Source organism: Nocardioides sp. LMS-CY, from assembly GCF_018732145.1.
Taxonomy (GTDB): Bacteria; Actinomycetota; Actinomycetes; order Propionibacteriales; family Nocardioidaceae; genus Nocardioides; species Nocardioides soli.
The window spans coordinates 1,439,119-1,463,923 of record NZ_CP076104.1 but is presented as its reverse complement, the minus strand read 5'-3'; the positions used below and the strand labels follow the sequence as shown (position 1 = coordinate 1,463,923).

General features: G+C 71.5%; 22 protein-coding genes. 6 read left to right on the top strand and 16 right to left on the bottom strand.

Going from position 1 to position 24,805, the window contains the following annotated elements:
• Window positions 1-53: 53 nt before the first annotated feature.
• From KM427_RS06975 to KM427_RS06965, 3 genes are read right to left on the bottom strand one after another with little or no spacing between them, the layout of a single operon-like run.
• Window positions 54-1,493: an aldehyde dehydrogenase gene (locus tag KM427_RS06975; protein WP_215526747.1), complete on the bottom strand. Its 1,440-nt coding sequence runs from the start codon at window positions 1,491-1,493 to the stop codon at window positions 54-56.
• Window positions 1,494-1,547: 54 nt separating this feature from the next.
• Window positions 1,548-2,654 carry an Rv3169 family protein gene (locus KM427_RS06970; RefSeq protein WP_215526746.1) on the bottom strand — a complete coding sequence of 369 codons (1,107 nt, stop codon included), beginning with the start codon at window positions 2,652-2,654 and terminating at the stop codon, window positions 1,548-1,550.
• A complete protein-coding gene (locus KM427_RS06965; protein ID WP_215526745.1) occupies window positions 2,651-3,787 on the bottom strand; it encodes a phosphotransferase family protein in 1,137 nt (378 codons plus the stop codon). The genes KM427_RS06970 and KM427_RS06965 overlap by 4 nt, the downstream gene beginning before the upstream one ends.
• A 276-nt stretch (window positions 3,788-4,063) precedes the next feature.
• On the opposite strand from KM427_RS06965, the gene KM427_RS06960 reads away from it, so the two are divergent.
• On the top strand, window positions 4,064-5,014 hold the full coding sequence (locus KM427_RS06960) for a type IV toxin-antitoxin system AbiEi family antitoxin domain-containing protein (RefSeq protein WP_215526744.1): 951 nt from the start codon (window positions 4,064-4,066) through the stop codon (window positions 5,012-5,014).
• 96 nt (window positions 5,015-5,110) lie between these two features.
• Here the strand turns inward: KM427_RS06960 and KM427_RS06955 are convergent, their stop codons facing one another.
• Genes KM427_RS06955 through guaB form a run of 5 tightly spaced genes read right to left on the bottom strand, consistent with a single transcriptional unit; the run spans window position 5,111 to window position 10,761 of the window.
• The gene (locus tag KM427_RS06955) at window positions 5,111-6,847 is read right to left on the bottom strand and encodes a glycerol-3-phosphate dehydrogenase/oxidase (RefSeq protein ID WP_215526743.1); all 1,737 of its coding nucleotides are present in this window, start codon (window positions 6,845-6,847) and stop codon (window positions 5,111-5,113) included.
• A 33-nt stretch (window positions 6,848-6,880) separates the two neighbouring features.
• A complete protein-coding gene (locus KM427_RS06950; protein ID WP_215526742.1) occupies window positions 6,881-7,681 on the bottom strand; it encodes a carbon-nitrogen hydrolase family protein in 801 nt (266 codons plus the stop codon).
• Complete coding sequence (gene rnhA / locus KM427_RS06945; RefSeq protein ID WP_252275116.1) at window positions 7,678-8,139, bottom strand: ribonuclease HI; 462 nt, start codon at window positions 8,137-8,139, stop codon at window positions 7,678-7,680. Before rnhA ends, KM427_RS06950 begins: the two co-directional genes overlap by 4 nt.
• Window positions 8,136-9,242 (bottom strand): GuaB3 family IMP dehydrogenase-related protein, encoded by a 1,107-nt coding sequence (locus KM427_RS06940; RefSeq protein ID WP_183591264.1) that lies wholly within the window; start codon window positions 9,240-9,242, stop codon window positions 8,136-8,138. Before KM427_RS06940 ends, rnhA begins: the two co-directional genes overlap by 4 nt.
• Before the next feature lie 16 nt (window positions 9,243-9,258).
• Window positions 9,259-10,761, bottom strand: coding sequence for an IMP dehydrogenase (guaB, locus tag KM427_RS06935; protein WP_183591265.1), 1,503 nt, complete (start codon window positions 10,759-10,761; stop codon window positions 9,259-9,261).
• An 87-nt stretch (window positions 10,762-10,848) separates the two neighbouring features.
• Here guaB and KM427_RS06930 point away from each other — a divergent pair, with 87 nt between their 5' ends.
• Window positions 10,849-12,324, top strand: coding sequence for a glycosyltransferase family 39 protein (locus tag KM427_RS06930; RefSeq protein ID WP_215526741.1), 1,476 nt, complete (start codon window positions 10,849-10,851; stop codon window positions 12,322-12,324).
• Between the two features lie 79 nt (window positions 12,325-12,403).
• On the opposite strand, the gene groL is transcribed toward KM427_RS06930, so the two are convergent.
• Together groL and groES are read right to left on the bottom strand one after the other, a co-directional pair.
• Window positions 12,404-14,029: a chaperonin GroEL gene (groL, locus tag KM427_RS06925; protein WP_215526740.1), complete on the bottom strand. Its 1,626-nt coding sequence runs from the start codon at window positions 14,027-14,029 to the stop codon at window positions 12,404-12,406.
• A gap of 80 nt (window positions 14,030-14,109) precedes the next feature.
• On the bottom strand, window positions 14,110-14,403 hold the full coding sequence (groES, locus tag KM427_RS06920; RefSeq protein ID WP_183592203.1) for a co-chaperone GroES: 294 nt from the start codon (window positions 14,401-14,403) through the stop codon (window positions 14,110-14,112).
• Window positions 14,404-14,594: 191 nt separating this feature from the next.
• Here groES and KM427_RS06915 point away from each other — a divergent pair, with 191 nt between their 5' ends.
• A complete protein-coding gene (locus KM427_RS06915; protein ID WP_215526739.1) occupies window positions 14,595-15,761 on the top strand; it encodes a class I SAM-dependent methyltransferase in 1,167 nt (388 codons plus the stop codon).
• A 64-nt stretch (window positions 15,762-15,825) separates the two neighbouring features.
• Here KM427_RS06915 and KM427_RS06910 read toward each other — a convergent pair whose 3' ends face one another.
• The 3 genes from KM427_RS06910 to KM427_RS06900 form a co-directional block, all read right to left on the bottom strand.
• Window positions 15,826-16,458, bottom strand: a complete 633-nt coding sequence (locus KM427_RS06910; RefSeq protein ID WP_183591269.1) for a hypothetical protein — start codon at window positions 16,456-16,458, stop codon at window positions 15,826-15,828.
• A 140-nt stretch (window positions 16,459-16,598) separates the two neighbouring features.
• Window positions 16,599-17,243: an MBL fold metallo-hydrolase gene (locus tag KM427_RS06905; RefSeq protein ID WP_215526738.1), complete on the bottom strand. Its 645-nt coding sequence runs from the start codon at window positions 17,241-17,243 to the stop codon at window positions 16,599-16,601.
• Complete coding sequence (locus tag KM427_RS06900; protein ID WP_183591271.1) at window positions 17,240-18,340, bottom strand: S-(hydroxymethyl)mycothiol dehydrogenase; 1,101 nt, start codon at window positions 18,338-18,340, stop codon at window positions 17,240-17,242. Before KM427_RS06900 ends, KM427_RS06905 begins: the two co-directional genes overlap by 4 nt.
• A 94-nt stretch (window positions 18,341-18,434) precedes the next feature.
• Between KM427_RS06900 and KM427_RS06895 the strand changes: the two genes are divergently transcribed.
• The 3 genes from KM427_RS06895 to KM427_RS06885 all read left to right on the top strand — a co-directional run bounded on the left by KM427_RS06895 (window position 18,435) and on the right by KM427_RS06885 (window position 22,342).
• Window positions 18,435-18,968 carry a SigE family RNA polymerase sigma factor gene (locus KM427_RS06895; RefSeq protein ID WP_215526737.1) on the top strand — a complete coding sequence of 178 codons (534 nt, stop codon included), beginning with the start codon at window positions 18,435-18,437 and terminating at the stop codon, window positions 18,966-18,968.
• Window positions 18,965-20,089 (top strand): WD40 repeat domain-containing protein, encoded by a 1,125-nt coding sequence (locus tag KM427_RS06890; RefSeq protein WP_215526736.1) that lies wholly within the window; start codon window positions 18,965-18,967, stop codon window positions 20,087-20,089. The genes KM427_RS06895 and KM427_RS06890 overlap by 4 nt, the downstream gene beginning before the upstream one ends.
• Window positions 20,090-20,182: 93 nt before the next feature.
• Window positions 20,183-22,342, top strand: coding sequence for an MMPL family transporter (locus KM427_RS06885; RefSeq protein ID WP_215526735.1), 2,160 nt, complete (start codon window positions 20,183-20,185; stop codon window positions 22,340-22,342).
• 110 nt (window positions 22,343-22,452) lie between these two features.
• On the opposite strand, the gene tsaD is transcribed toward KM427_RS06885, so the two are convergent.
• The 3 genes from tsaD to tsaB form a co-directional block, all read right to left on the bottom strand.
• Window positions 22,453-23,508 (bottom strand): tRNA (adenosine(37)-N6)-threonylcarbamoyltransferase complex transferase subunit TsaD, encoded by a 1,056-nt coding sequence (tsaD, locus tag KM427_RS06880; protein WP_215526734.1) that lies wholly within the window; start codon window positions 23,506-23,508, stop codon window positions 22,453-22,455.
• Window positions 23,509-23,690: 182 nt separating this feature from the next.
• Window positions 23,691-24,155, bottom strand: a complete 465-nt coding sequence (rimI, locus tag KM427_RS06875) for a ribosomal protein S18-alanine N-acetyltransferase (RefSeq protein ID WP_215526733.1) — start codon at window positions 24,153-24,155, stop codon at window positions 23,691-23,693.
• Window positions 24,152-24,796, bottom strand: coding sequence for a tRNA (adenosine(37)-N6)-threonylcarbamoyltransferase complex dimerization subunit type 1 TsaB (gene tsaB, locus KM427_RS06870; protein WP_215526732.1), 645 nt, complete (start codon window positions 24,794-24,796; stop codon window positions 24,152-24,154). The genes rimI and tsaB overlap by 4 nt, the downstream gene beginning before the upstream one ends.
• Window positions 24,797-24,805: the final 9 nt, after the last annotated feature.

The following is a 24,805-nucleotide window of genomic DNA, read 5'->3' as shown; positions in this document are numbered from 1 at the left end:
GGGCGACACGCCGCGGGTGCACGGCGTGTCGCCCTCGGATCCCCTGACAACCCCTACGGCTTGTAGATGGACTTCAGCTCCGTGTAGTGCGCCAGGCCCTCGGGGCCGAACTCGCGGCCGATGCCCGAGGACTTGTAGCCGCCGAAGGGCGCGGCGAAGTCCATCGTGTAGGTGTTCACGCCGTAGGTGCCGGTGCGGACCCGGCGCGCGACGTCGAGACCGGCGTCGACATCGCCGGTCCAGACGGTGCCGGCCAGGCCGTACTCCGAGTCGTTGGCGATGCGCACCGCGTCGTCGACGTCGTCGTACGCGATCACGGAGAGCACCGGGCCGAAGATCTCCTCCTGGGCGATCCGCATCCGGTTGTCGACGTCGGCGAAGACGGTCGGCCGGACGTACCAGCCCGAGGTGAGGCCGTCGGGCATCCCGTTGCCGCCGACGACGACGCGGGCGCCCTCCTCCTGACCGAGGGCGATGTACTTCTCGACCCGCTCCTGCTGGCGCTGTGCGACCATCGGGCCGATCTCGGTGGCCGGGTCGAGCGGGTCGCCGACGACCATGCCCGAGACCGCCTCGGCGAGCGCGTCGACGACGGCGCCGTAGTTGGCCCGCGAGGCGAGGATGCGGGTCTGGGCGACGCAGGCCTGGCCGGAGTTCATCAGCGCCGTGAACTTCAGGCCCTCCATGATCGCGGCCAGGTCGGCGTCGTCGAGCACGATCGCGGCCGACTTGCCACCGAGCTCGAGCGAGACCCGCTTGAGCTGCTCGCCACAGATCGACGCGATCGTCCGGCCGGCCGCGGTCGAGCCGGTGAACGCCACCTTGTCGACGCCGGGGTGCCGCACCAGGTGCTCGCCGACCTCGCGGCCGGCGGCCACGATGTTGACGACACCGGCGGGTACGCCGGCCTCCTGGAGCAGCTCGGCCATCAGATAGGTGTCGAGCGGCGTCTCCGGCGCCGGCTTGATGACGATGGTGCAGCCGGCCAGGAGCGCCGGGACCAGCTTGGACATGATCGTGAACTGCGGGACGTTCCACGGCGGGATCGCCGCGACCACGCCGACCGGCTCGCGCCGGACGATGACCTCGCCGAGCGCGCCCGTCCGGGTCTCCTCCCACGGGTAGGTGCGGGCGATGCCGAGGAACGCCTCGATCTGCATCCACGGCGCCGGGGCCTGCGCGAGGTTCGAGAACGAGACCGGCGCGCCCATCTCCGTGGAGATCAGCTCGGCCATCTCGCCCAGCTTCGCCGCGTAGAGGTTCGAGAAGTTCTGGACGACGTCGATGCGCTCCTCGGGCGTCAGCCGCGGCCACGGGCCCTCGTCGAAGGCGCGGCGAGCGGCCGCGACGGCGGCGTCGATGTCGGCCTTGCTGCCCTCGGGCACGGTCGCGACGACCTGCTCGGAGTGCGGTGAGACCACCTGGATCGTGTCCCCCGAGGCAGGGGCGGCCCAGTCTCCGTCGATGAAGAACGTGGTGCGGTCGAGGCTCATTGGTTTCGGTTTCCTCTCGGTGCGGGGCCGCACAGGCTCGACCCCGGCGGACGGTTACGGAGCGAGCGTGAAGAAGTCGGTGAACCCGGACGGGTCGTGGCGGCCGATGCAGAAGTGCTCGAACAGGCCCCAGCCCTCGTGCCCGTCCAAGGTGGCCCGGCCGACGTGGTCGACGCAGCCGAACATGAACCGGCCCTGCACCGCCTCGTCGGCCATGTCGTAGGTGACCCGCTCGGCGAAACCCTCGCCCTTCCACATGCCGTGGATCCAGTCGGGGTCGCCGCCGTAGCCGCCGCCGACATGGAGGGGTACGGCGAGCCGCGACTCGACCTCGAGCACCAGCGGCTTCCCCTCGGGAGTGGTGCAGCGGATCGTCGCGCCGCTCGGCGTACGCGTGCCCGGGAGGTAGTGGACGTCGATCAACGGCCAGCCGAGCTGCTCCACCCGACCGTCGGGCCACACCCGGGTGCAGTCGTTGAGGGTGCGGAAGCCGTCGGGGCTCTCCTGGACGATCACGACGATGGCGAAGTCGTCGAACTGGACCGGGACGTAGAGCCACCACATGCCCTCGAACGGCGGATCGGAGGGGGCTCCCGGGGGTTCCGCCTCCCCCACGGGGCGGATCCCCCAGGAGCGGTCGCGACTGCCGAGCCAGACCGCCGGGTCCACGGTGATCTCGGCGCCGTCCAGGACGATGGTGCCGCTCCAGGTGCCGAGTTGGGCGAACCGCTGGGCGTCGAGCGTGACGCGGCTGCCGGACCTCAGCACGTGCGGCTGCTCCTGGACGACGTCGCTGGTGCCCTCCCAGGTGAGGTCGAGCGCCATGCCGTCGGTCTCGTCGAGCACCACCCGGATCTTCCGCAGCGGGTCAGGGACCTCGATCCGGTAGCCGCCGACGCGTGGGTTGAGGCGGTCCTGGTCCATCAGGTCGGAGAGGTGGACCGCGGTCTGCTTGCCGTCGCGTGCAACCAGGACGAAGGCGTCCTTGGTGCCGAGGTTGGGGTAGTAGCCCATGCCGGTGATCAGCATGATGTCGCCGGTGCGGTCGTGGGCGTTGAAGTACCAGCGGTCGTAGAAGTTGCGGTCGCTGCTGTTGGCGTACGCCAGCGGGAGCGGCGCCTGGTGCAGCGGGAACTCGTCGAGCGGGCCGATGTCGCTCATGCCCCGACCTCCTCGAGCAGTCGGTCGAGGAGCGGCTTGTGGTGGAAGAGCGACTCGATGTCGTCGGGGCGCTCGATCTCGCCGAAGTGGATCTGCCGGGCGCCGGTGCGCATGAAGACGATCGCCCACTGGATGCCGTTGTAGATGTGGTACCAGTGCAGGTCGCCCAGCTCCGCCCCGGTGATCCGCTCGTACTCGGCGCGCACGTCGTCCTCACGCAGGAAGTGCGGCATGCCCGGCATCTCGAGCATCCCGGTGATGGCCTCGAAGACCCGGTGGGCGAAGACGATCCACGACACGTCCAGCTCGCGCGGTCCGAGCGCGGCCATCTCCCAGTCGAGGACCGCCACCGGTTCGAAGTCGCGGTACATGATGTTGCCGATCCGGGAGTCCCCCCAGCACAGCACTGCTTCGGCGGTGTCGGGGAGATTGGCCTCCAGCCAGGCGAGACCCCGCTCGATCACCGGCGAGCGACCGATGTCGGCGACCGCGAACTCGTACCACGCCCGGGTGCGCGCGAGGTTGCGCTCGAGCAGGGTCCCCCCGGCGTACCCGTGCCGCTCGGGGTCGAGGAAGTCGAACGTCGCGGTCGCATCCGGGATCGCGTGCAGCTGCGCGAGTACGTTGACGCTGTTGTCCTGGAGGCGCTTCTGGTCGTCGTGAGTGGCGTCGTGGAGCCAGTTGTCGCCGAAGTTGTACGGCAGCACGTCCTGCGGGACGACGCCCTCGATCCGGTCCATCAGGAAGAACGGCGTGCCGAGCACCTCGCCCGTCGACTCGACCCAGCCGACACCCGGCACCGGCACGCCCGTCAGCTCGCCGACCAGTCGGATCGCGTCGTACTGGTCCTGGAGCTCGTAGTGCGGGAACACCGGCAGGTCCTCGGCGGCCGGCGCGACCCGGGCGACATACTCGCCGTGCCTGCGCTCGCCGTCCTCCACCCAGTCGACGTCGAGGATGATCGTCTCCGACGACATCCCGTTGGCGTCGACGCCGCTGTGCACGGTGACCGACGGGTCCGCGCCGGGCGGCAGCACGGTCGTGAGCCAGTCCGCGAGGCGGGTCGGCAGCGTGGCGGCGTCCCGGCTGGAGCGCTGAATCCTCATGTCGGCCGGCGGCGGAGCCTGGGTCACGGTCCCTCCCTCGTCGCGTGTGGCCTCGGTCGCACACGCTGACGCCAGCATCGGTGGAACGTGTTCTAGTTGTCAACGGGGTGGCGCTCGTTTCCCCGGCCGCCCGGTGAAACGACGACGACACGCCGACGTTCCGCGGCGTGTCGTCGTCGGGTCGCCTGACCGTGAGCACGGGAGTGCGCCGGAATTCGTACACAGGTCGTGGTCGCGATCGGTCTATCCACAGCGACGCCACCTCGTGGGTCGTCGTGCGCCGGACGTGGACAGAGAAGGAACATGCTGAATCTCAACTCGATCGATATCCACGACGGTCCGGTCATGATGCGCTTCGAACTGCTGGCTGCGGGCTATGACGGGAGCGCGATTGCTCGGATGCGCCGAGCGGGCGCCCTCCATCGGCTCCGGCACGGTGCCTACGTCGAGGGCGCGTTGTGGCGCTCCCTCAATGCCGCCGGTCGCCGTCGACTCGTCGCTCGCGCGACGCTGCGCAGTGCTCGTTCGCCGGCCGTGCTGGCAGGGCCGAGCGCAGCCGACGAGCTCCAGGCACCCGTGTGGGACATGGGAGACGCGGTACACATCACCCGCCTCGACGGGAGGGCCGGACGGCGAGAAGCGGGCGTTGTGCAGCATCGTGGCTCGATGCGCGCGGGCGACCTGACCATCCGCGACGGGATACCGCTCACGAGCGGCACCCGGACCGCAGTCGACATGATCGCGATCACCGAACCCGAGCACGCGCTGGTAACCATCAACGGACTCGTGCGGGCCGGCGAGACGTCGGTTGAGTTGATGGAGCAACGACTCGCAGGCATGAAGGCCAACCCCTTCAGCCTGAACGCACCCATCGTTCTCAGTCTGGTCGAGCCCCGCTGTGAGTCGGCCGGAGAGACGCGGACTCTCATGCTCTGCTGGCGCCACCACCTCCCGCGCCCGATACCGCAGTACGAGGTGAGGGACGCCGCGGGACGACTCGTGGCACGCGTCGACTTCGCCTGGCCCGATCTGGGGGTTTTCCTCGAGTTCGACGGCAAGGAGAAGTACCAGCGCTATCGGCGGCCTGGCGAATCGGTCTCGGACATGGTGCTGCGCGAGAAGGAGCGTGAACGCGTCGTCTGCGGCATCACGGGCTGGCGTTGCATCCGCATCGTGTGGGCAGACCTACTACACCCTCAGCGCACCGCCGGGCGCATTCGCTCCACCCTGGCGGGACAGCCTTGGGCCGCGTGAGCCGAAGGATCTGTCAGGCAACCCGAGCACGACACGCCATGCCGCGTCGGCGTGTCGCACTCGTTTCACCGGGCGGCCGGGGAAACGAGCCCACCCTCACACCACATCCCCCACCACGACCCGCGCCTCATCCGCCTCCTGGTCGGTGAGTTTCAGCTGCGACTGACGCTCGGCCTCGACCCGGCGCAGGTAGTGGTCGACCTCCTCGGCGGTGCGGGCGTCGTCCCAGCCCAGCTCCTCGGCCATCACGCGGGCGACGCCGGGGGCGGCGGCGACGCCGCGGTCGAAGGTCTCGATGGAGATGCGGGTACGCCGGGTGAGGACGTCGTCGAGGTGGCGGGCACCCTCGTGGGTGACGGCGTAGACGACCTCGGCGGCGAGGTAGTCCTCGGCACCCTCCAGCGGCAGCGCGAGGGAGCGCCGGGCGGCGATCAGGCCGAGCAGGTCGTCGATCAGCCCGCCGTAGCGCCCGAGCAGGTGGTCGACGCGCGCGACATGCAGACCGGAGCGGCGGGCCAGCAGCACCCGCTGGTTCGAGCGGGTCTCCCAGTCGGCGGCGCCGAGCAGCGGCACCCGGTCGGTGATCGAGGGGCGCACGGTGAGACCCAGCGTCGAGGTCAGCGAGTGCGCGGCCGCGTCGACGGCGTCGCGGCCCATCACGCGGTACGTCGTGAGCTTGCCGCCGGCGATCATCACCAGGCCGGGCACGGGCGTGACGACCGTGTGCTCGCGGGAGATCCTGGACGTCGGCTCGGACTCGCCCGAGAGCAGCGGCCGCAGCCCGGCGTACACGCCCACGACGTCCTCGTGGTCGAGCGGCTCGCGCAGGATCGCGTTGACGTGGCCGAGCACGTAGTCGATGTCGGCCTTCGACGCGGCCGGGTGCGCCTTGTCGAGGTTCCACGCGGTGTCGGTGGTGCCGATGATCCAGTGCCGGCCCCACGGGATCACGAACAGCACCGACTTCTCGGTGCGCACGATGAACCCGGCTTCGGACCGGATCCGGTCGCGCGGCACCACGAGGTGGATGCCCTTCGACGCCTGCACGTGCAGCGCGCCGCGCCCGCCCACGAGCTCCTGGATCTCATCGGTCCACACCCCGGCCGCGTTGATGACGACCCGCGCCCGGATCTCGAGGTCCCGGTCGTGCTCCAGGTCACGGGCGCGTACGCCGACGATGCGCTCGCCCTCCCGCAGGAAGCCGGTCACCTTCACCCGCGTCGCGACGTGCGCACCGTGGGAGGCGGCGGTGCGGGCGATCGTCAGCACCAGCCGGGCGTCGTCGACCTGGCAGTCGTAGTACTTGATCGCCCCGGCGAGCGACGCCGGGTCGAAGTCGGGCGCGATCCGCTGCACGGCCCGCCGGGAGAGGTGCCGGTGCCGCGGGACGCCCATCTCGCCGCCGAGGTTCGCCAGCGCGCCGAGCATCGCCATGCCGTCGTAGAGCGTGAGCCCGGCCGCGACGTACGGCCGCTCCCAGCCGCGATGGGTGAGCGGGTAGAGGAACGGCACCGGTCGCACCAGGTGCGGCGCCAGCCGGGTGAGCAGCAGGCCGCGCTCCTGCAGCGCCTCGCGGACCAGCCCGAAGTCCAGCATCTCCAGATAGCGCAGGCCACCGTGGACCAGCTTGCTGCTGCGGCTGCTGGTGCCGCTGGCCAGGTCGCGCTGCTCGACCAGGCCGGTGCTGAGTCCGCGGGTGACCGCGTCGAGCGCGGTGCCCGCGCCGACGACGCCGCCACCGACGACGAGCACGTCGAGCTCACGCTCGTCGTGCGTCATCGCCGCGAGCGCCTCCTCGCGTGCCTGCGGTCCGAGAGCGCTGGAGCGGGTCATGCGACCAGTCAAGCAAACGGACGCGGCAGGCTCCTAGGCCCGGACCCGCGGTCCGAGACTGGCGCGGTGGTCGTGGACCATCGTGTGCGTGGCCCGGGTCTGCGCGACGACCTCGGTGTCGATCTCGGCGATCGCCAGGCCCTCCTCGTCGCCCAGCCGGGCCAGCGGGCGCCCCTCGGGGTCGTAGACCGCCGAGCCACCGATGAACTCCCAGGCGCCGCAGCGTCCGGTGAGGCCGGCGAGCACGACGTACATGCCGTTCTCGACGGCGCGCGCGGCGTAGTAGAGGTCGCGCCGGTGGCCACCGCCCGGGAAGTACGCCGCGGCGGCCAGGTAGCCGACCGCGCCGTCGAGCGCGGCCGCCTGCGCATGCTCGGGGAAGCAGCCGTCGTAGCAGACCGACAGCCCGAGCTCGACGCCGTCGACGTCGATCGACGCGCCGTGGTCGCCGACCGTGAAGAGCTGCTTCTCGAGGCCGTCGAGGTGCTGCTTGTCGTACGGCGCGGTGGCGCTGCCGTCGGGACGCACCACGACCAGCGAGAGCCGCCGGGCGTCGCCGCGGCGCACGGCGGCGCCGGCCACCACGGTCACCCCACCCTCGGCCGACGCCGCACGAAGCGGGTCGAGCCAGCCGCCACCCAGGTCGGCGACGTCGGGCAGCGGACCGGTGAACGCCTCGACGTCGTACCCGGTGAGGAACGCCTCGGGCAGCACGACCAGCCGCACGCCCTGGCCGGCGGCGAGGTCGACCAGCCGGACGGCGGTGCCGACGTTGGCGGCCAGGTCGCCCGACACGGCGGCGGCCTGCGCCGCCGCGACGAGCAGGGTGCTCATGCCGGCGCCGCGGCGACCGCCTCGGCGAGACCGCGGGCGGCGAGCCGGTCGGCGCGCTCGTTGCCCTCGTCGCCGGCGTGCCCCTTCACCCAGTGCCACTCCACCTCGTGGCGGGCGCAGGCCTCGACGAGGCGCTGCCAGAGGTCGACGTTCTTGACCGGCTGCTTGGCACTGGTCCGCCAGCCGTTGCGCTGCCACGAGACGACCCACGAGGTGATGCCGTTGCGCACGTAGGTGCTGTCGGTGTAGAGGTGCACCACCGACGGTCGGGTGAGCGTCTCGAGCGCCTCGATCGGGGCGGTCAGCTCCATCCGGTTGTTGGTGGTCGACTCCACCTGGCCGCCGCAGAGCTCGCGCTCGTGCTCGCCGTACCGCAGCAGGGCTCCCCAGCCCCCCGGGCCAGGGTTGGGCACGCAGGCGCCGTCGGTGTGGATGGTGACGGAGCCGGGCTCGATCACTCGACCACGACCTCCACCCGCTGGAACTCCTTGACCTCGGTGTAGCCGGTGGTCGCCATCGAGCGGCGCAGCGCACCGACCAGGTTCATCGTGCCGTCGGCGACGCGGGAGGGACCGAAGAGGATCTCCTCGAGCGTGCCGATCGTCTCGAACTCCACCCGCTGGCCGCGCGGCAGGTCGTGGTGGTGAGCCTCGGTGCCCCAGTGGAAGCCGCGACCGGGCGCGTCGGTGGCGCGCGCGAACGGCGAGCCGACCATCACCGCGTCGGCACCGCAGGCGATCGCCTTGGCGACGTCGCCGGACTTGCCGATCGAGCCGTCGGCGATGACGTGGACGTAGCGCCCGCCCGACTCGTCGAGGTAGTCGCGGCGGGCGGCGGCGACGTCGGCGACCGCCGAGGCCATCGGCACGGCGACACCGAGCACGGTCCGGGTGGTGTGGGCGGCGCCGCCGCCGAAGCCGACGAGCACGCCCGCCGCGCCGGTGCGCATCAGGTGCAGCGCGGCCTGGTGGGTCGCGCAGCCGCCGACGATGACCGGCACGTCGAGCTCGTAGATGAACTCCTTGAGGTTGAGCGGCTCGGCCTGCGAGGAGACGTGCTCGGCGGAGACGGTGGTGCCGCGGATCACGAACATGTCGACCCCGGCGTCCACGACCGCCTTGGCGAACTCCTTGGTCCGCCCCGGGGAGAGCGAGCCGGCCACGGTCACGCCGGCCTCGCGCATCTCGCGCAGCCGCTCGGTGATCAGCTCGGGCTTGATCGGCTCGAGGTAGATCTCCTGGAGCCGCCGGGTCGCGTCGGTGCCCCGGAGCCCGGCGACCTCCTCGAGCAGCGGGTCGGGGTCCTCGTAGCGGGTCCAGAGGCCCTCGAGGTTGAGCACGCCCAGCCCGCCGTACCGCCCCAGCGCCACCGCGGTCGTCGGCGACATCACCGAGTCCATCGGCGCGGCCAGGACGGGGATGTCGAAGCGGTAGGCGTCGATCTGCCAGGCGGTGCTGACCTCCTCGGGGTCACGGGTGCGCCGCGAGGGCACGATCGCGATGTCGTCGAAGGAGTAGGCGCGCCGGGCGCGCTTGGCCCGGCCGATCTCGATGTCGGTCACAGTCGTGGGTCCTTTGTCAGCGTCCGGAGTAGTTGGGGGCCTCGACGGTCATCTGTACGCCGTGCGGGTGGCTCTCCTGCAGCGAGGCCTGGGTGATCCGGACGAACCGACCCTTCTCCTGCAGCTCCGGGATGGTCCGGGCGCCGACGTAGAACATCGACTGGTTGAGGCCGCCGATCAGCTGGTGGGCCACGGCGGCGAGCGGGCCGCGGTAGGCGACCTGGCCCTCGATGCCCTCGGGCACGATCTTGTCGTCGCTGGCGACCTCGGCCTGGAAGTAGCGGTCCTTGGAGTAGGACTTCTTGCCGCGGCTCGACATCGCGCCCAGCGAGCCCATGCCCCGGTAGGACTTGAACTGCTTGCCGTTGACGAAGACCAGCTCGCCGGGCGACTCCTCGCAGCCGGCCAGCAGCGAGCCGACCATCACGGTGTCGGCGCCGGCGACCAGGGCCTTGGCGATCTCGCCGGAGTACTTCATGCCGCCGTCGGCGATCACCGGCACGCCGGCGGCCTTGCACGCCAGCGCCGCCTCGTAGACCGCGGTCACCTGGGGCACGCCGACCCCGGTCACCACGCGGGTGGTGCAGATCGAGCCCGGCCCGACGCCCACCTTCACCGCGTCGGAGCCGGCGTCGACGAACGCCTGCGCGCCCTCCCGGGTCGCGACGTTGCCACCGACGACCTGCGCGTGGCGGGTGGCCGGGTCGGACTTGAGTCGGCGGACCATGTCGAGCAGCATCCGCACGTTGCCGTGCGCGGTGTCGGCGACGAGCACGTCGACGCCGGCCTCGATGAGCGTGGTCGCGCGCTGCCAGGCGTCACCGAAGTAGCCGATGGCCGCGCCGACCATGAGGCGGCCGGCGCCGTCGTACGACGCGTGCGGGAACTGCTCGCCCTTGACGAAGTCCTTGACCGTGATCAGGCCGGTGAGGTGGCCCTGCTCGTCGATCAGCGGGAGCCGCTCGCGCTTGTGCCTGCGCAGCAGCACGGTGGCGTCCTCGCGGCTGATGTCGGCGGGGCCGGTGATCAGCGGCATCGGCGTCATCACCTCGTCGACCTTGGTGGTCGCCCACTCGGCGACCGGGGTGAAGCGCAGGTCGCGGTTGGTGATGATGCCGAGCAGCCGGTTCTCGCCGTCGACGACCGGGAAGCCGGAGACGCGGTACTCCCCCGCAAGCCGGTCGAGCTGCTCGAGCGTGGCGTCGGGGCCGATGGTGACCGGGTTCGAGATGATGCCGGTCTGGGTCCGCTTCACCAGGTCGACCTGGTAGGCCTGGTCCTCGATCGACAGGTTGCGGTGCAGCACGCCGAGGCCGCCCTCGCGGGCCATCGCGATCGCCATCCGCGACTCGGTGACGGTGTCCATCGCCGCGCTGACCAGCGGCACCTTCAGCGAGATCTCGCGGGTGAGCCGCGAGGTCGTGTCGATGTCCGCAGGCGCCAGGTCGGAGTGACCGGGCAGCAGGAGGACGTCGTCGTAGGTCAGGCCCAGCGGGGCGAACTTCTCCGGCAGCTCCACTCCCACAGCCTACCGGCGCGACCCCTCCGGCCCGAAGCCGACGGGTGCCCCGCCGGAGGCGCCCGACGACCTGAGAAGGTGGGGCCCGTGCGCGACTTCGTACGGCGACATCCGGTCGCGATCGCCGTCGCGGTGGCCGTGCTCGCCCGCCTGCCCGCGCTGACCCGCCCGGTGCGCGCGGACGAGGCCGGGTTCCTCCTGGTCGCCGGCGCATGGGACCCGCGCCCGGACAGCCTGTTCGGTCCCTACTGGGTCGACCGGCCGCCGGCCCTGATCGCGGTCTTCGACGCGGTCGACGCCCTCGGCGGCGTCACCACGCTGCGGCTCCTCGGCGCGCTGGTCGCGGGACTCTCGGTGCTGCTGGCGGCGGCCATCGCCGGCACCGTGAGCGGCCCGCGCGCGACCGTGTGGACCGCGATGCTGACCGCCGCGCTGCTCTCGAACCCGATGATCGACGTCGTGGCGGTGAAGGGCGAGCTACTCGCCCTGCCCTGCGTGCTCGGCAGCATGCTGCTCACGCTGCTCGCCGTACGCCGCCGCTCCTGGCCTGCCGCGTTCGTCGCCGGCGCCGCGGGCGCGCTGGCGGTGGGACTGAAGCAGAACCTGGTGACCGGCCTGCTCTTCGCCGGCGTGCTGCTGCTGGTCACCTGGCGCACCGGCCGGCTCGAGGGGCGGTCGACGGCGGTGCTCGCCGGTGCCGGTGTGCTCGGGGCCGCGGTCCCGGTGCTCGCGACGGTCGCGTGGGCGGAGCTGGCCGGGGTCCGGCTCGGCACGCTGTGGGACACGGTCTACGGGTTCCGGGCCGCCGCCGCCCGGGTGATCGCCGACGGCACCACCGACGCCCCCGAGCGCCGGGCCTGGATCCTGCTGGCGATCGCGCTGGCGACCGGCCTGCTGGCCGTGCTGGCCGGGCCGATCGCGAACGCCCGCGAGCTGTGGCGCGACGACCCGCCCGTGGTCGCCGCCACGATCGCGGTGGTGGTCGCCGACCTGCTCTCGCTCGCCGCCGGCGGCAGCTTCTGGCAGGACTACCTGATCCCGCTGGTGCCGGGGGCCGCGCTGTGCACGGCGCTGCTCGCCGGCCGCGCGGGTCGGTCGGGTCGCACGATGCGCGGTCTCGTGGTCTTCGCGACGCTGTCGGCGGCCGTGGGCATGGTCTCCTGGCTGGCCTGGAACCTGACCGGGCAGCAGGAGTTCGACGAGGTCCGCACCGGCGAGGCGATCGCGGCGTCCGCCGAGCCGGGCGACACGCTCATGGTGTTCGGCGGCCGAGCCGACCTCCAGCACGCCAGCGGGATGGCCTCGCCGTACCCGTACCTCTGGAGCCTGCCGATGCGGACCAAGGACCCCGGGTACGCCGACCTCGCCGCGCTCCTCGCCGGGCCGCGGGCGCCCACGTGGCTGGTCGAGTGGGTCGCCCTCGACGCGTGGTCCGACCGGGGCGTCGACGAGCTCGCCGAGGTCATCTCCGACGAGTACGTCGAGGCGGGGACGGCCTGCAACGGGCACCCGGTCTACCTGCTGCGCGGCGTCGATCGGCCCCTCGTCACGCCGTCCTGCTGAAACGCCGAGTCGGCGCCAGATTTCAGCCCGGAGGTGAAATCTGGCGCCGACTCGACTGCAATCTGGCGCCGGCTCGGCGTCAGTGGCCGTGCCCGTGGCCGTGCCCGTGACCGGCGGCCTCGGACTCCTCCTCCTCGGGCTTGTCGACGACCAGGGTCTCGGTCGTGAGCAGCATGCCCGCGATCGAGGTGGCGTTGACGAGCGCGGAGCGGGTCACCTTGACCGGGTCGAGCACACCCTGGGCGACCAGGTCGCCGTACTCGCCGGTCGCGGCGTTGTAGCCGTTGCCCTTGCCGAGCTCGCGGACCTTGGTGGTGATGACGTAGCCGTTCTCGCCACCGTTCTCGGCGATCCAGCGCAGCGGCTCGTCGGCGGCCTTGCGCACGATGCGCACGCCGACCGCCTCGTCGCCGGACAGGCCGAGGTCGCCGTCGAGCACCGACACCGCGTGGATGAGCGCGGAGCCGCCGCCGGCGACGATGCCCTCCTCGATCGCGGCGCGCGTCGCGGAGACGGCGTCCTCGATGCGGTGCTTCTTCTCCTTCAGCTCCACCTCGGTGGCCGCGCCGACCTTGATCACGCACACGCCGCCGGCCAGCTTCGCGAGGCGCTCCTGGAGCTTCTCGCGGTCCCAGTCGGAGTCGGTGGACTCGATCTCGGCCTTGATCTGGTTGACCCGGCCCTCGACCTCGGCGGAGTCGCCGGCGCCGTCGACGATCGTGGTGTTGTCCTTGGTCACCACGACGCGGCGGGCCTGGCCGAGCACCTCGAGACCGACCTGGTCGAGCTTGAGGCCGACCTCGGGGGCGACGACCTGACCGCCGGTCAGGGTCGCGATGTCCTGCATCATCGCCTTGCGACGGTCACCGAACGCCGGGCTCTTCACCGCGACGGCGTTGAACGTGCCGCGGATCTTGTTGACGACCAGGGTCGACAGCGCCTCACCCTCGACGTCCTCGGCGAGGATGAAGAGCGGCTTGCCGGCGGCGATGACCTTCTCCAGCAGCGGGAGCAGCTCGGCGACGGCCGAGATCTTGCCCTGGTGCAGCAGGATGTACGGGTCGTCGAGGACGGCCTCCATCCGCTCGGGGTCGCTGACGAAGTACTGGCTGATGTAGCCCTTGTCGAACTGCATGCCCTCGGTGAAGTCGAGCTCGGTGCCCATGGTGTTGGACTCCTCGACGGTGATGACACCGTCCTTGCCGACCTTGTCGAAGGCCTGCGAGAGCAGGTCGCCGATCACGCTGTCGCGGCTCGAGATCGTCGCGACCGAGGCCATGTCCTCGACGGACTCGACCTCGCGGGCGGCCTCCTTCAGCGCGTCCCCGACGGCCTCGGCCGCGGCGTCCATACCCCGCTTGAGACCCATCGGGTTCACGCCGGCCGCGACCGCGCGCAGGCCCTCGTGGACCATCGCCTGCGCGAGCACGGTGGCGGTGGTGGTGCCGTCGCCGGCGATGTCGTTGGTCTTGGTGGCGACCTCCTTGGTGAGCTGCGCACCGAGGTTCTCGAACGGGTCGTCCAGCTCGACCTCACGCGCGACGGTCACGCCGTCGTTGGTGATGGTCGGGGCGCCCCACTTCTTGTCCAGGACGACGTAGCGGCCCTTCGGGCCCAACGTCACCTTGACGGCGTTGGCGAGCGCGTCGACGCCGCGCTCGAGCTTGCGGCGGGCGTTCTCGTCGAACTCCAGGATCTTCGGCATGACTCTCCTCTCAACGAAGATCGGGTCGTCCGCCTCAGGAGGGGCTACAGACCCCTGAGAGGCGGACGACCCGAGGGAAATCAGGAAACGACAGCCAGTACGTCGCGCGCGGAGAGGATGAGGTACTCCTCGCCGGCGTACTTGACCTCGGTGCCGCCGTACTTGCTGTAGATGACCTTGTCGCCGACGCTGACGTCGAGCGGGACGCGGTTGCCGTTGTCGTCGATGCGACCCGGACCGATCGCCAGGACCTCACCCTCCTGGGGCTTCTCCTTGGCGGTGTCCGGGATGACCAGGCCGGAGGCCGTGGTCTGCTCAGCGTCGAGCGGCTTGACGACGATCCGGTCCTCGAGAGGCTTGATGTTGACCGACACGATGTCGACCTCCACTTTCTGGCACTTCGATGGTGGGTGGTGCACGTCTGGTGCCTGCGGGTCCGGTACGCCGTCGCGGGGGTCGCACCGGTTCACAGGCGCTGGCACACTCACGAGGAGAGTGCCAGATCAGAAACTAGCACTCACCCCAACTGAGTGCCAGCGTTACCCCGCACTGACAGGATCGGACCGTGGATCTCGACGCGTTCCGGTGGCTGCTCACCGACGACGGCCAGCGCCTGCTCGACGCGGCGGCAGGCGAGCTGCGCGCCTCGGGCGACTCCCTCGCCACGCAGACCAGGCTGCGCCGTACGGCGGAGCCGGCACACGTCGCGGCGGCGCTGACCCAGGTCACCCTGCGGGTGCGGGCCCGGGCGAAGTTCGGCGACCTCGCCGACCGGATGTACTTCACGCCCGACGGCCTGGAGCAGGCGACCCGGCCGCGCGTGGCCGAGCACCGCGCCGCCCGGCTGGCGGCCGCTTCGGCCACCACGCTCATCGACCTCGGCTGCGGCATCGGCGGCGACCTGCTCGCGGCGGCCCGCGTCGGCCTGGTCTGCGCCGGGGTCGATCTCGACCCGGTCCGCGTGGAGGTCGCCCGGGCCAACCTGGAGGCGCTCGGTCTCCCGGGTGCGGTGACGGTCGCCGACGCGACGACGGTCGACACCACGCCGTTCGACGTCGCCTTCGCCGACCCGGCCCGGCGGGGCGCCCGCGGCCGCACGTTCGACGTCGACGGCTGGACGCCGCCGTGGTCGTTCGTCGAGCGGCTGCTCGCGCGCGACTCCTGCGTGAAGGTCGCGCCGGGGATCCCCCACGACCTGCTGCCGCCCGGCGTCGAGGCCGAGTGGGTCAGCGACCGGGGCGAGGTCAAGGAGGCCGCACTCTGGTCCGGTCGGCTGGCGACCTGTGCCCGCCGGGCGACGGTGATCGCCGAGACCGGACTGGCCACGCTCACCGACGAGGACGACCCCGGGGCCGACGTCCGCGTGGTCGGTGCCTTCCTCTACGAGCCGGACGGCGCCGTGATCCGGGCCGGACTCGTCACCGCCGTCGCCGCGGGCGTCGACGGCGGCCTCGTCGACGAGCACATCGCCTACGTCACCTCCGACGCGTCGTACCGGACGCCGTTCGCGCGCGGCTACCGGGTCGTCGAGGAGCTCCCCTACCGCGAGAAGCAGCTGCGGGCGGCGATCCGCGAGCGCGGCATCGGGCGGCTCACGATCAAGAAGCGGGGCGTCGACGTCGTCCCCGACCAGCTGCGCAAGCGCCTCGACCTGCGCGGGGACGGCGAGGCGACGATCGTGCTCACCCGGGTGGCCGGCGAGGGCACGGCGCTGCTGGTGGAGCCCTTCTGATCGACGCCGACAGACGAATCTCCCGGGAGCCGACTGGCTCCCGGGAGACTCGGGTCGTGGGCGGTCAGGCGACCTGCGGGACCGGCTGCCCCTCGGCCTCGACGCGACGGGCCTGGCGGGCGTGCCAGATACCGAAGCCGAAGAGGACCAGCAGGACCGCTGCTCCGGCGAAGGCGGCGATGGCGGCGATGCCGGCGATGGTGCCGACGGTCGCGAACGCGTAGCCGTAGAGGAGCAGGCCGCGGAGGGTGTTGCCCATGAAGAGCGACTCACGCAGGTCCATCCACGCCTGGGCCTCGTCCTTCTGCGCCTGGGTGGCGTTGGGGTTCTCCGCGATGGCCGCGGAGAGCTCGCGACCCTTGGCGCTGGCCTCCTCGTAGGTGACGGGGTCACCGTTGTTGAGGGCCGCACCCGACGCGTTCATGTGCGCCAGGATGTAGTGGTCGGCGAACGCCTTGGCCTCGGGCCCGGTGTCCAGCGGACTGCCGGCGTAGGGCTTCAGGGCCTCGGCGTCGGCCTCGGGGAGGCTCGCGAGCGCGTCGCCCTCCGGCATCACGATGTCCTGCTGGGTGAACTGGGCCTCGACCTGGTCACCGATGAACACGTTCGCCCAGGTGAGCAGGCCACCGGCCATGAGGAGGACGGCGGCGAGGGCCAGTCCCGTCCATGAGATCAACTTGTCGAATGCCGAGCGCATCGTGCGCCTCCCTGTGTTGGCGGGACTCCTTCGTCCTGCTTCACCCAGAACGTTAGAAACTGCTGAACGCCGTCAGCAGGGCCGCACGGACGGTCCTGACGGGACCTAGGTCCCGTCAGGACCGCCGCAGCGTCGGCGGCTCAGCCCAGCGCGGCTCGCTCGGCGCCGATGGTGGTGTCGTCACCGTGACCGGTGTGCACGACCGTGTCGTCGGGCAGGGCGAAGAGCCGGGCCCGGATGGACTCCAAGATCTGGTCCCCGTCGGAGTAAGAGCGGCCGGTCGCGCCCGGCCCACCCTGGAAGAGGGTGTCGCCGGTGAACACGCACCCCAGGTCGGGGGCGTAGAGGCAGACCGCGCCCGGCGCGTGACCGGGCGTGTGCAGGACCTGCAGCGTCGTACCGCCCACCTCGATGACCTGACCGTCGGCCAGGTCGAGGTCCCACAGGTGGTCGCTGTGGGTGAGCTCCCACAGCGGCCGGTCGGCCGGGTGCAGCATGATCGGCGCGCCCGACCCGTCGTTGACCGCTTCGCGCAGCGCCGGCGCGACCCGCACGTGGTCGTCGTGGGCGTGGGTGCACACGATCGCCTTGACCCGCCGGTCCCCCACCACGGCCAGGATGTCGGCGACCGAGTGCGGGGCGTCGATCACCACGCACTCGGCGTCGTCGCCGATCACCCAGATGTTGTTGTCGACCTCGAAGGTCTGCCCGTCGAGGGAGAAGGTGCCCGAGCTGACCGCGTGGTCGACCCTGGCAGATCCCGGACCAGTTCCCGGACCGGTCACAGGATCACCACGCTGCGCAGTACGTCGCCGTGGTGCATCCGCTCGAAGGCGGCCTCGATGTCGCCGATGCCGATCTCCTCGGTCACGAACGCGTCCAGGTCCAGCCGGCCCTGCTGGTAGAGGTCGACCAGCATCGGGAAGTCCCGGCTCGGCAGGCAGTCGCCGTACCAGCTCGACTTCAGCGCACCGCCGCGGCCGAACACGTCGATCAGCGGCAGGTCCGGCACCTTCATGTCCGGGGTCGGCACACCCACCAGCACGACCGTGCCGGCCAGGTCGCGGGCGTAGAACGCCTGCTTCCAGGTCTCGGGACGCCCGACCGCCTCGACCACCACATCGGCGCCGTCCGCACCGTCGTAGGTCTCCGCGCAGATCCGCTTGATCTCCTCGACCGCGTCGACCTTCGAGGAGTCGACGGTGTGGGTCGCGCCCATCCGCTTCGCGGCCTCGAGCTTCTTCGGGTCGATGTCGACCGCGATGATCGGCGAGGCGCCGGCCAGCGCCGCCCCCGCGATCGAGGCCACGCCCACGCCGCCGCAGCCGATGACCGCGATCGACCGACCCCGGGTGATCTCACCGGTGTTGATGGCGGCGCCGATGCCGGCCATCACACCGCAGCCGAGCAGGCCGACGGCGGCCGGACGGGCCGACGGGTCGACCTTCGTGCACTGGCCCGCCGCGACCAGGGTCTTCTCCGCGAACGCGCCGATGCCCAGCGCCGGGGACAGCTCGGTGCCGTCCTCGAGAGTCATCTTCTGCGTCGCGTTGTGGGTGTTGAAGCAGTACTGCAGCTCGCCCCGCTTGCACGCCCGGCACTCACCGCACACCGCGCGCCAGTTCAGGACCACGAAGTCGCCCGGCGCGACACCGGTCACGTCCGGACCGACCGCCTCGACCACGCCCGCGGCCTCGTGGCCCAACAGGAACGGGAAGTCGTCGTTGATGCCACCCTCGCGATAGTGCAGGTCGGTGTGGCACACCCCACACGCCTGGACCTTCACCAGCGCCTCGCCCGGACCCGGGTCCGGCACATTGATCGTCACGACCTCGACGGGCTGACCCTTGCCACGGGCGACCACGCCCTTCACCTGATGCATGCGGCTAGCCAACCGCATCGGGCAAGTTTTGCAACCATCGGGCTCCCGACCGCGTCTCGGGGATGTGCGGACGATCGAGGAGACTGGAGCGGCGATGACCGACCGCGACGCCGACTTCACGGCGTACCTCCAGGCGCGCCAGCCGCGGCTGCTGCGTACGGCGTACCTGCTGACGGGCGATCAGCACCAGGCGGAGGACCTGCTGCAGACCTCGCTCGCGAAGCTCTACCTGGCCTGGGAGCGGGTGCAGGAGCGCGACTCGGTCGACGCCTACGTGCGACGGATCATGGTCAACGAGAACAACTCGGTCTGGCGGCGCCCCTGGCGTCGGCGCGAGGTCACCACCGAGGCGGTGCCGGACCGCACGCCGGTGCACGACGCGTACGACGAGGGCCGGTCCGCCGCGGTCTGGCAGGTCGTGCAGACGCTGCCGCGCAGGGCCCGCGCCGTCGTGGTGCTGCGCTACTACGAGCAGCTCACCGAGGCCGAGACCGCCGAGGTGCTCGGCATCTCGGTCGGCACCGTGAAGTCCCAGTGCAGCCGGGCGCTGGCCGCGCTGCGCGAGCGAACGCCCGTCGACCTGAACCCCCACGCCGATCCGGGCAGCCACCGGGAGGAGGAGCGATGACCGAGGAGACCTTCGTGCGAGAGCTGGAGCGCCACGCCGACGACGTCCACGGCGTGCCTCTCACCCTCGAGACCGTGCGCGGCCGCGCCCGGCAGATCCGGCGCCGGCGGCGGACGGCGGCCGCGGTCGGCGTGGCTGCGGCCGTGGCGGCGGTCGTGCTGGTGCCGGCGGCGTTGACCGGCGGTGGGAGCGAGCGGGCGCCCGAGCCGGCCCCGCCGCTCACCGCGCCCGGCTCGTCGGTGCTGCACGACGGCGTCGTCACCAAGCCCGACGGCGAGACCGTGCGCCTCGATGTCGACAATGCCGACGTGACACAACTGGGCGTGCTCACCGACGGTCGGATCGTGCTCGCGGTGCAGCGGCCGTCGCAGGTCCGCGTGTACGCCGCCGACGGCTCGCTCGACGCGACGTACCCGGTGCGCCAGAACGTGTTCTCCATGTCTCCGCGCGACGACGCGGCAGCGTGGGTCGCGAAGGATCTCACCGTGCGGGTCCTGGCGAGCGGCACGACCGAACCGGCGACGTGGGCACGGATCCCGAGACTGCCGGGGACCGACGGAAACATCAGCGCCGTCATCGACCCCGGTCATCTCCTGGTCGACGACGGAACTGCGACGTCGGTCGAGATGACCTCCGCGGGCGAGTCGGCGCTGACCACCCCCGAGCCCTTCCGGGTCGTGGACGTCAGCCCCGACCGGAAGCTCTGGGCGGTCTCGTTCGTCCCCGACGCCGACCACGAGCAGTTCGGGTGCAGCGGCCTCTACGAGCCCGAGACGGGCACGGTCGTCGCTCGCAGCTGCGACGTCGGGTACCTCGAGTTCGCCCCCGACGGGCAGCACCTCATGGCCCTCCGGGGCGACAACAACATGTTCGGCGAGGCGTCGACGTACGACCTCGATCTGCAGGAGATCGGCCGCTACGCGTCCGCGGGGAAGGGTGACGTCATCAGCCGAGCCGCCTGGGCCGATGCGACCCACCTGGTCGTCGCGCGCACCGACTGGAAGACGTCGACATGGTCGCTGGAGCGGGTCGACCTGACGTGGGACGACCCCGAGGTCGTCGTACCGGAGGCGCCGGGCCGCAACCCCGAGTCGGTCCAGGAGTTCGTGCTCTCCGAGTGAGCGATACGTCACCGGGACTTCGCCCCGAGTTAGGTCGGGGGTAGACGAAAGTCGGAGGCATCCGGACGCCGCTCGTCGGTAGGCTTGCCGATCGTGTTCGCAGCTCTTGGTCGTCTCACGTCCCGTCGTCCCTGGTTCGTCATCGCCGCGTGGGTGGTGATCGCCATCCTCGTCGCGGCCTTCGCGCCCGCCTTGACCACCACCCAGGAGGAGTCGGAGTTCCTGCCCGACCACTACGAGTCGGTGCAGGCGGCCCAGATCCAGGAGGAGCAGTTCCCCGGCGCCACCACACCGGCGGCGCTGATCCTCTTCGAGCGCGAGGACGGCAAGGCACTCACCGAGGACGACCAGGCGGAGGTCGGCCGGATCGCCGAGGAGCTCGGGCCGGAACTGGGCAAGGACACCTTCGTCCAGCAGGTCGTGACCGTCGGTCCCGACGGCCAGCCGAACATCTCCGAGGACGGCAAGGTCCAGGTCGGCATCGTCGGCCTGGCCGAGGGCTCGACCGGCTTCGACACCCAGGCGTTCGACGACGCGAAGTCGATGCGCGACGACATCGCCGATCTGACCGAGGGCACGGACCTGAAGGTCACCTCCACCGGCTCCGTGCCGCAGGGCCTGGACTCCCAGGAGTCCAGCGAGCGGTCGCTCGCCATCGTCGGCATCGCCACGATCGTGCTCATCGTCGGGCTGCTGGCGATCATCTTCCGCAGCGTCATCATCTGCCTGATGCCGATCGTCGTCGTCACGCTGGTGTCCATGGTCGCGACCGGCCTGATCGGCTGGGCCAACGAGGCCTTCGACCTCAAGGCCGACTCGTCGATCCAGACGATCCTGGTCGTCGTCCTCTACGGCATCGGCACCGACTACATCCTGTTCTTCCTGTTCCGCTACCGCGAGCGGCTGCGGCAGGGCGAGGACACCCGCGCCTCGGTGGTGCACGCGCTCGAGCGGGCCGGTGAGGCGATCGCCTCCGCCGGCGGCGCCGTGATCGTCGCCTTCCTCGCGCTGCTGCTCAGCTCGCTGGGCATCTTCAAGGCGATCGGCCCGGCACTCGCGATCGCGGTGGCCGTGACGCTGCTCGCGGCGCTGACCCTCGTGCCGGCGGTCGTGACCGTGCTCGGCCGGGCCCTCTTCTGGCCCTCGAAGAAGTGGCGCCAGGAGCCCGAGGCGGCTCGCTTCGGCAAGATCGGCCAGAACCTGGGCCGGCGCCCGGGCGTGTTCGCCGCCGCGTCCGGCCTGGTCCTGGCCGTGCTCGGGGTCTTCGCGTTCAGCTTCAACCCGTCGTTCGACTTCACCTCGAGCCTGCCCAAGGACGTCGAGTCGACGAAGTCGCTGAACACCTTCCAGGAGCACTTCGCGGCCGGCGCGAGCGAGCCGGTCCCGGTCATCGTGCGGGCCGACGACGGCACCCTCGACGAGGCCTCCCTGGAGACGTTCGCCAGCGACCTCGGCGAGGCGCAGGGCGTGTCCCAGGTCTACCCGGCCACGGTCTCCGACGACGGCACCACGGCGCAGTTCATGGTCGTCCTCGACAACGACCCCGCGTCCGACCAGGCGCTCGACGACGTCAAGGGACCGATCCGCGACGCCGCCCACGCGGCCGCACCGGACGGCACCGAGGCCTTCGTCGGCGGTACGCCGGGCATCTTCGCCGACCTGCAGGAGGCGATGATCCGCGACTACAAGGTGGTCTTCCCGGTCGCCGCGCTGGTGATCATGCTGATCCTCGCCCTGCTGCTGCGCAGCCTGGTGGCCCCGCTCTACCTGATGGCGGCGGTCGGCCTCAGCTTCGCGGCGACCCTCGGCGCGACCGTGATCGTGTTCCAGGGCATCGCGGGCGACAGCGGCCTGATCTTCATGCTGCCGATCTACATCTATCTGTTCGTGACGGCACTGGGCACCGACTACAACATCCTGATGATCGCGCGACTACGTGAGGAGGCCCGCGAGGGCAAGGAGCCGCGGGCGGCGGCCGCCGAGGCGCTCAAGCACGCGGGGCCGACCATCGCCGCGGCCGGCGTGATCCTGGCCGGCACGTTCGCCTCGCTGATGCTCAGCGGCAACACGCTGATGATGTCGATGGGCTTCGCGCTCTCCTTCGGCATCTTCATCGCGGCGTTCGTGATGGCGATGTTCTTCACCCCGGCTCTCACCGCGCTCATCGGACACGCAGCCTGGTGGCCCGGCCACCAGGACCGGCAGGCCCCCCAGGAGCTGTCCGACGTGCCCGAGGAGCCGGCCCGCACCTGACGCCAGGATCGCGGGCGTACGCCCGAGCGCGCGATACCCAGTGACGAAGTGGTCGTTCCGACAGCACCGGAACAGCCACATCGTCACTGGGTATCGCCATTTCGGCACCCTCAGACGAGGACCTCGGTCACCGGCTGGGAGGAGTCGGCGGGCAGGTCGAGTCGCGACGGCGTACGACCGCGGGCGACCATCTCGGACCCGAGCGCGGCGACCATCGCGCCGTTGTCGGTGCACAGGCCGGGGCGCGGGACCCGCACCCGGATGCCGCGGGCCGCGGCGCGCTCCTCGGCCAGCACCCGCAGTCGCGAGTTCGCGGCGACGCCGCCGCCGATCAGGATGTGGTCGATGCCCTCGGTGACGGCGGCGTCGATCGCCTTGCGGGTGAGCACGTCGCAGACGGCCTCCTGGAACGACGCGGCGACGTCGTTGACCGGCACCGGCTCGCCCGAGCGCTCGCGGGCCTCGACCCAGCGCGCCACCGCGGTCTTGAGACCCGAGAACGAGAAGTCGAACCGGTGCCGCTCGAGGTCGCGGCGCGCGGTGAGACCGCGCGGGAAGTCGACGTAGACGCTGTCGCCCTCGCGGGCGGCGCGGTCGATGTGCGGGCCGCCGGGGAAGGGCAGCCCGAGCAGCCGGGCGACCTTGTCGAAGGCCTCCCCCGCCGCGTCGTCGATGGTCGCGCCGAGCGGGTCGACCCCGCCGTGCTGACCCGTCACGTCGGTGACCCGCAGCAGCGACGAGTGCCCACCCGAGACCAGCATCGCCAGGCACGGCTCGGGCAGCGGGCCGTGCTCGAGCTGGTCGACGGCGACGTGCGCGGCGAGGTGGTTGACGCCGTAGATCGGCTTGTCGAGCCCCACGGCGAGCGCCTTGGCCGCGGCGACGCCGACCATCAGGGCCCCGGCCAGGCCGGGGCCGCTGGTCACCGCGATCGCGTCGACGTCGGTCAGCGCGATGCCCGCGGTCTCGCAGGCACGCTCGATGGTCGGCACCATCGCCTCGAGGTGGGCGCGGCTGGCGACCTCGGGGACGACGCCACCGAAGCGGGCGTGCTCGTCGACGCTGCTCGCGACGGCGTCCGCCAGCAGCGTGTGGCCGCGGACGATCCCGACACCGGTCTCGTCGCAGGAGGTCTCGATCCCGAGGATCAGCGGCTCGTCGCTCACCCGATCATTGTGCCGAACGGCCTAGATGAGTAATTCCAAGGGATCGTGCAAGCGAGCGGCGCTCAGCGCCGCGCTGGCCAGGCGCCGGCGCGACGACAGGCTGGATGTCTCTCGAGCGCTGGCAACGCAGCCAGCGTGGATGCTGAGCGTCGCGTAGCGTGCGAGACCTTGGAATTAGTCATCTAGCCGCGGGCGCCGCAGCCTCGGCCCAGGCCGCGGCGCAGCACGATGGCCGTGGTGCCGTCGCGGTAGTAGCGGCGCCGCCGGTCGACCTCGACGAAGTCGCGGGCGGAGTAGAACGCCAGCGCGCCCGCGTTGTCCTCGCGCACCTCGAGCAGCAGCCGGTCGGCACCGGCCGCGCGGGCGGCGACCACCACGGCGTCCAGGAGCTCGGAGGCGAGCCCGTGGCGGCGATACCCCGGATCGACCGCGATCCGCTGCAGCTCGGCGATGTCCGCGACGATGCTGGCCACGGCATGGCCGACGACGACGCCGTCGACCTCGGCGACCAGGTAGCTCACGGTCGGCAGCGCGCCGGTCACGCCCTCGCCGACCAGCGCCTCCGACCAGGCGTCGGCGCCGAGGTTGTCGCGTTCCAGCGCCGCCACCGCGGGTATGTCGCCGGCGGCCGCGAGCCGGACCGTCACGAGACCGGCTTCGGCGGGTGCGCGGCGGCCGCGTCCGGCCGGCGCAGGTAGAGCGGCTCGGGGTCGAGCAGCTCCGCTCGCTCCTCCGCCACCGTACGGGCCAGCCAGCCGGCGTCCGGCGCTTCGGGTCCCACCCGGCGCGGGAAGGAGTCGGGGTAGAGGACCGCTCCCTGCCCCACCACCGGGACGTCGGTGGCGAGCACGGCAGGCTTGTCGACGAGCGGTCCGTCGAGACGAGCGCCGTCGGCGTCGTACCGCGCGAGGTAGACCTCCTTGCGGCGGGCGTCGGTCGCCACCGCGAACGGCTCTGTCACGACACCGGTGTCGACGGCCTGCACGGCCAGCACGTCGAGCGAGCACACGCCGTACACGGGGATCTCGAGCACGAAGGCGAGGGTGCGCGCGGTCACGAGGCCCACGCGCAGGCCGGTGAACGGTCCGGGCCCGACGCCGACGGCGATCGCGGTGAGGTCCTGGCGGACGATGCCCACCTCGCTCATCGCCCGGTCGATGAGGGGGGCGAGCTGCTCGGCGTGCTTCATCGGCCGCTCGGCACGGAGCTCGGCCACCATCTTGCCGGACTCCCCGTCATGGAGGGCGACGGAGACGTGCGGGGTGGCGGTGTCGAAGGCGAGCAGCACGGGTCGAGG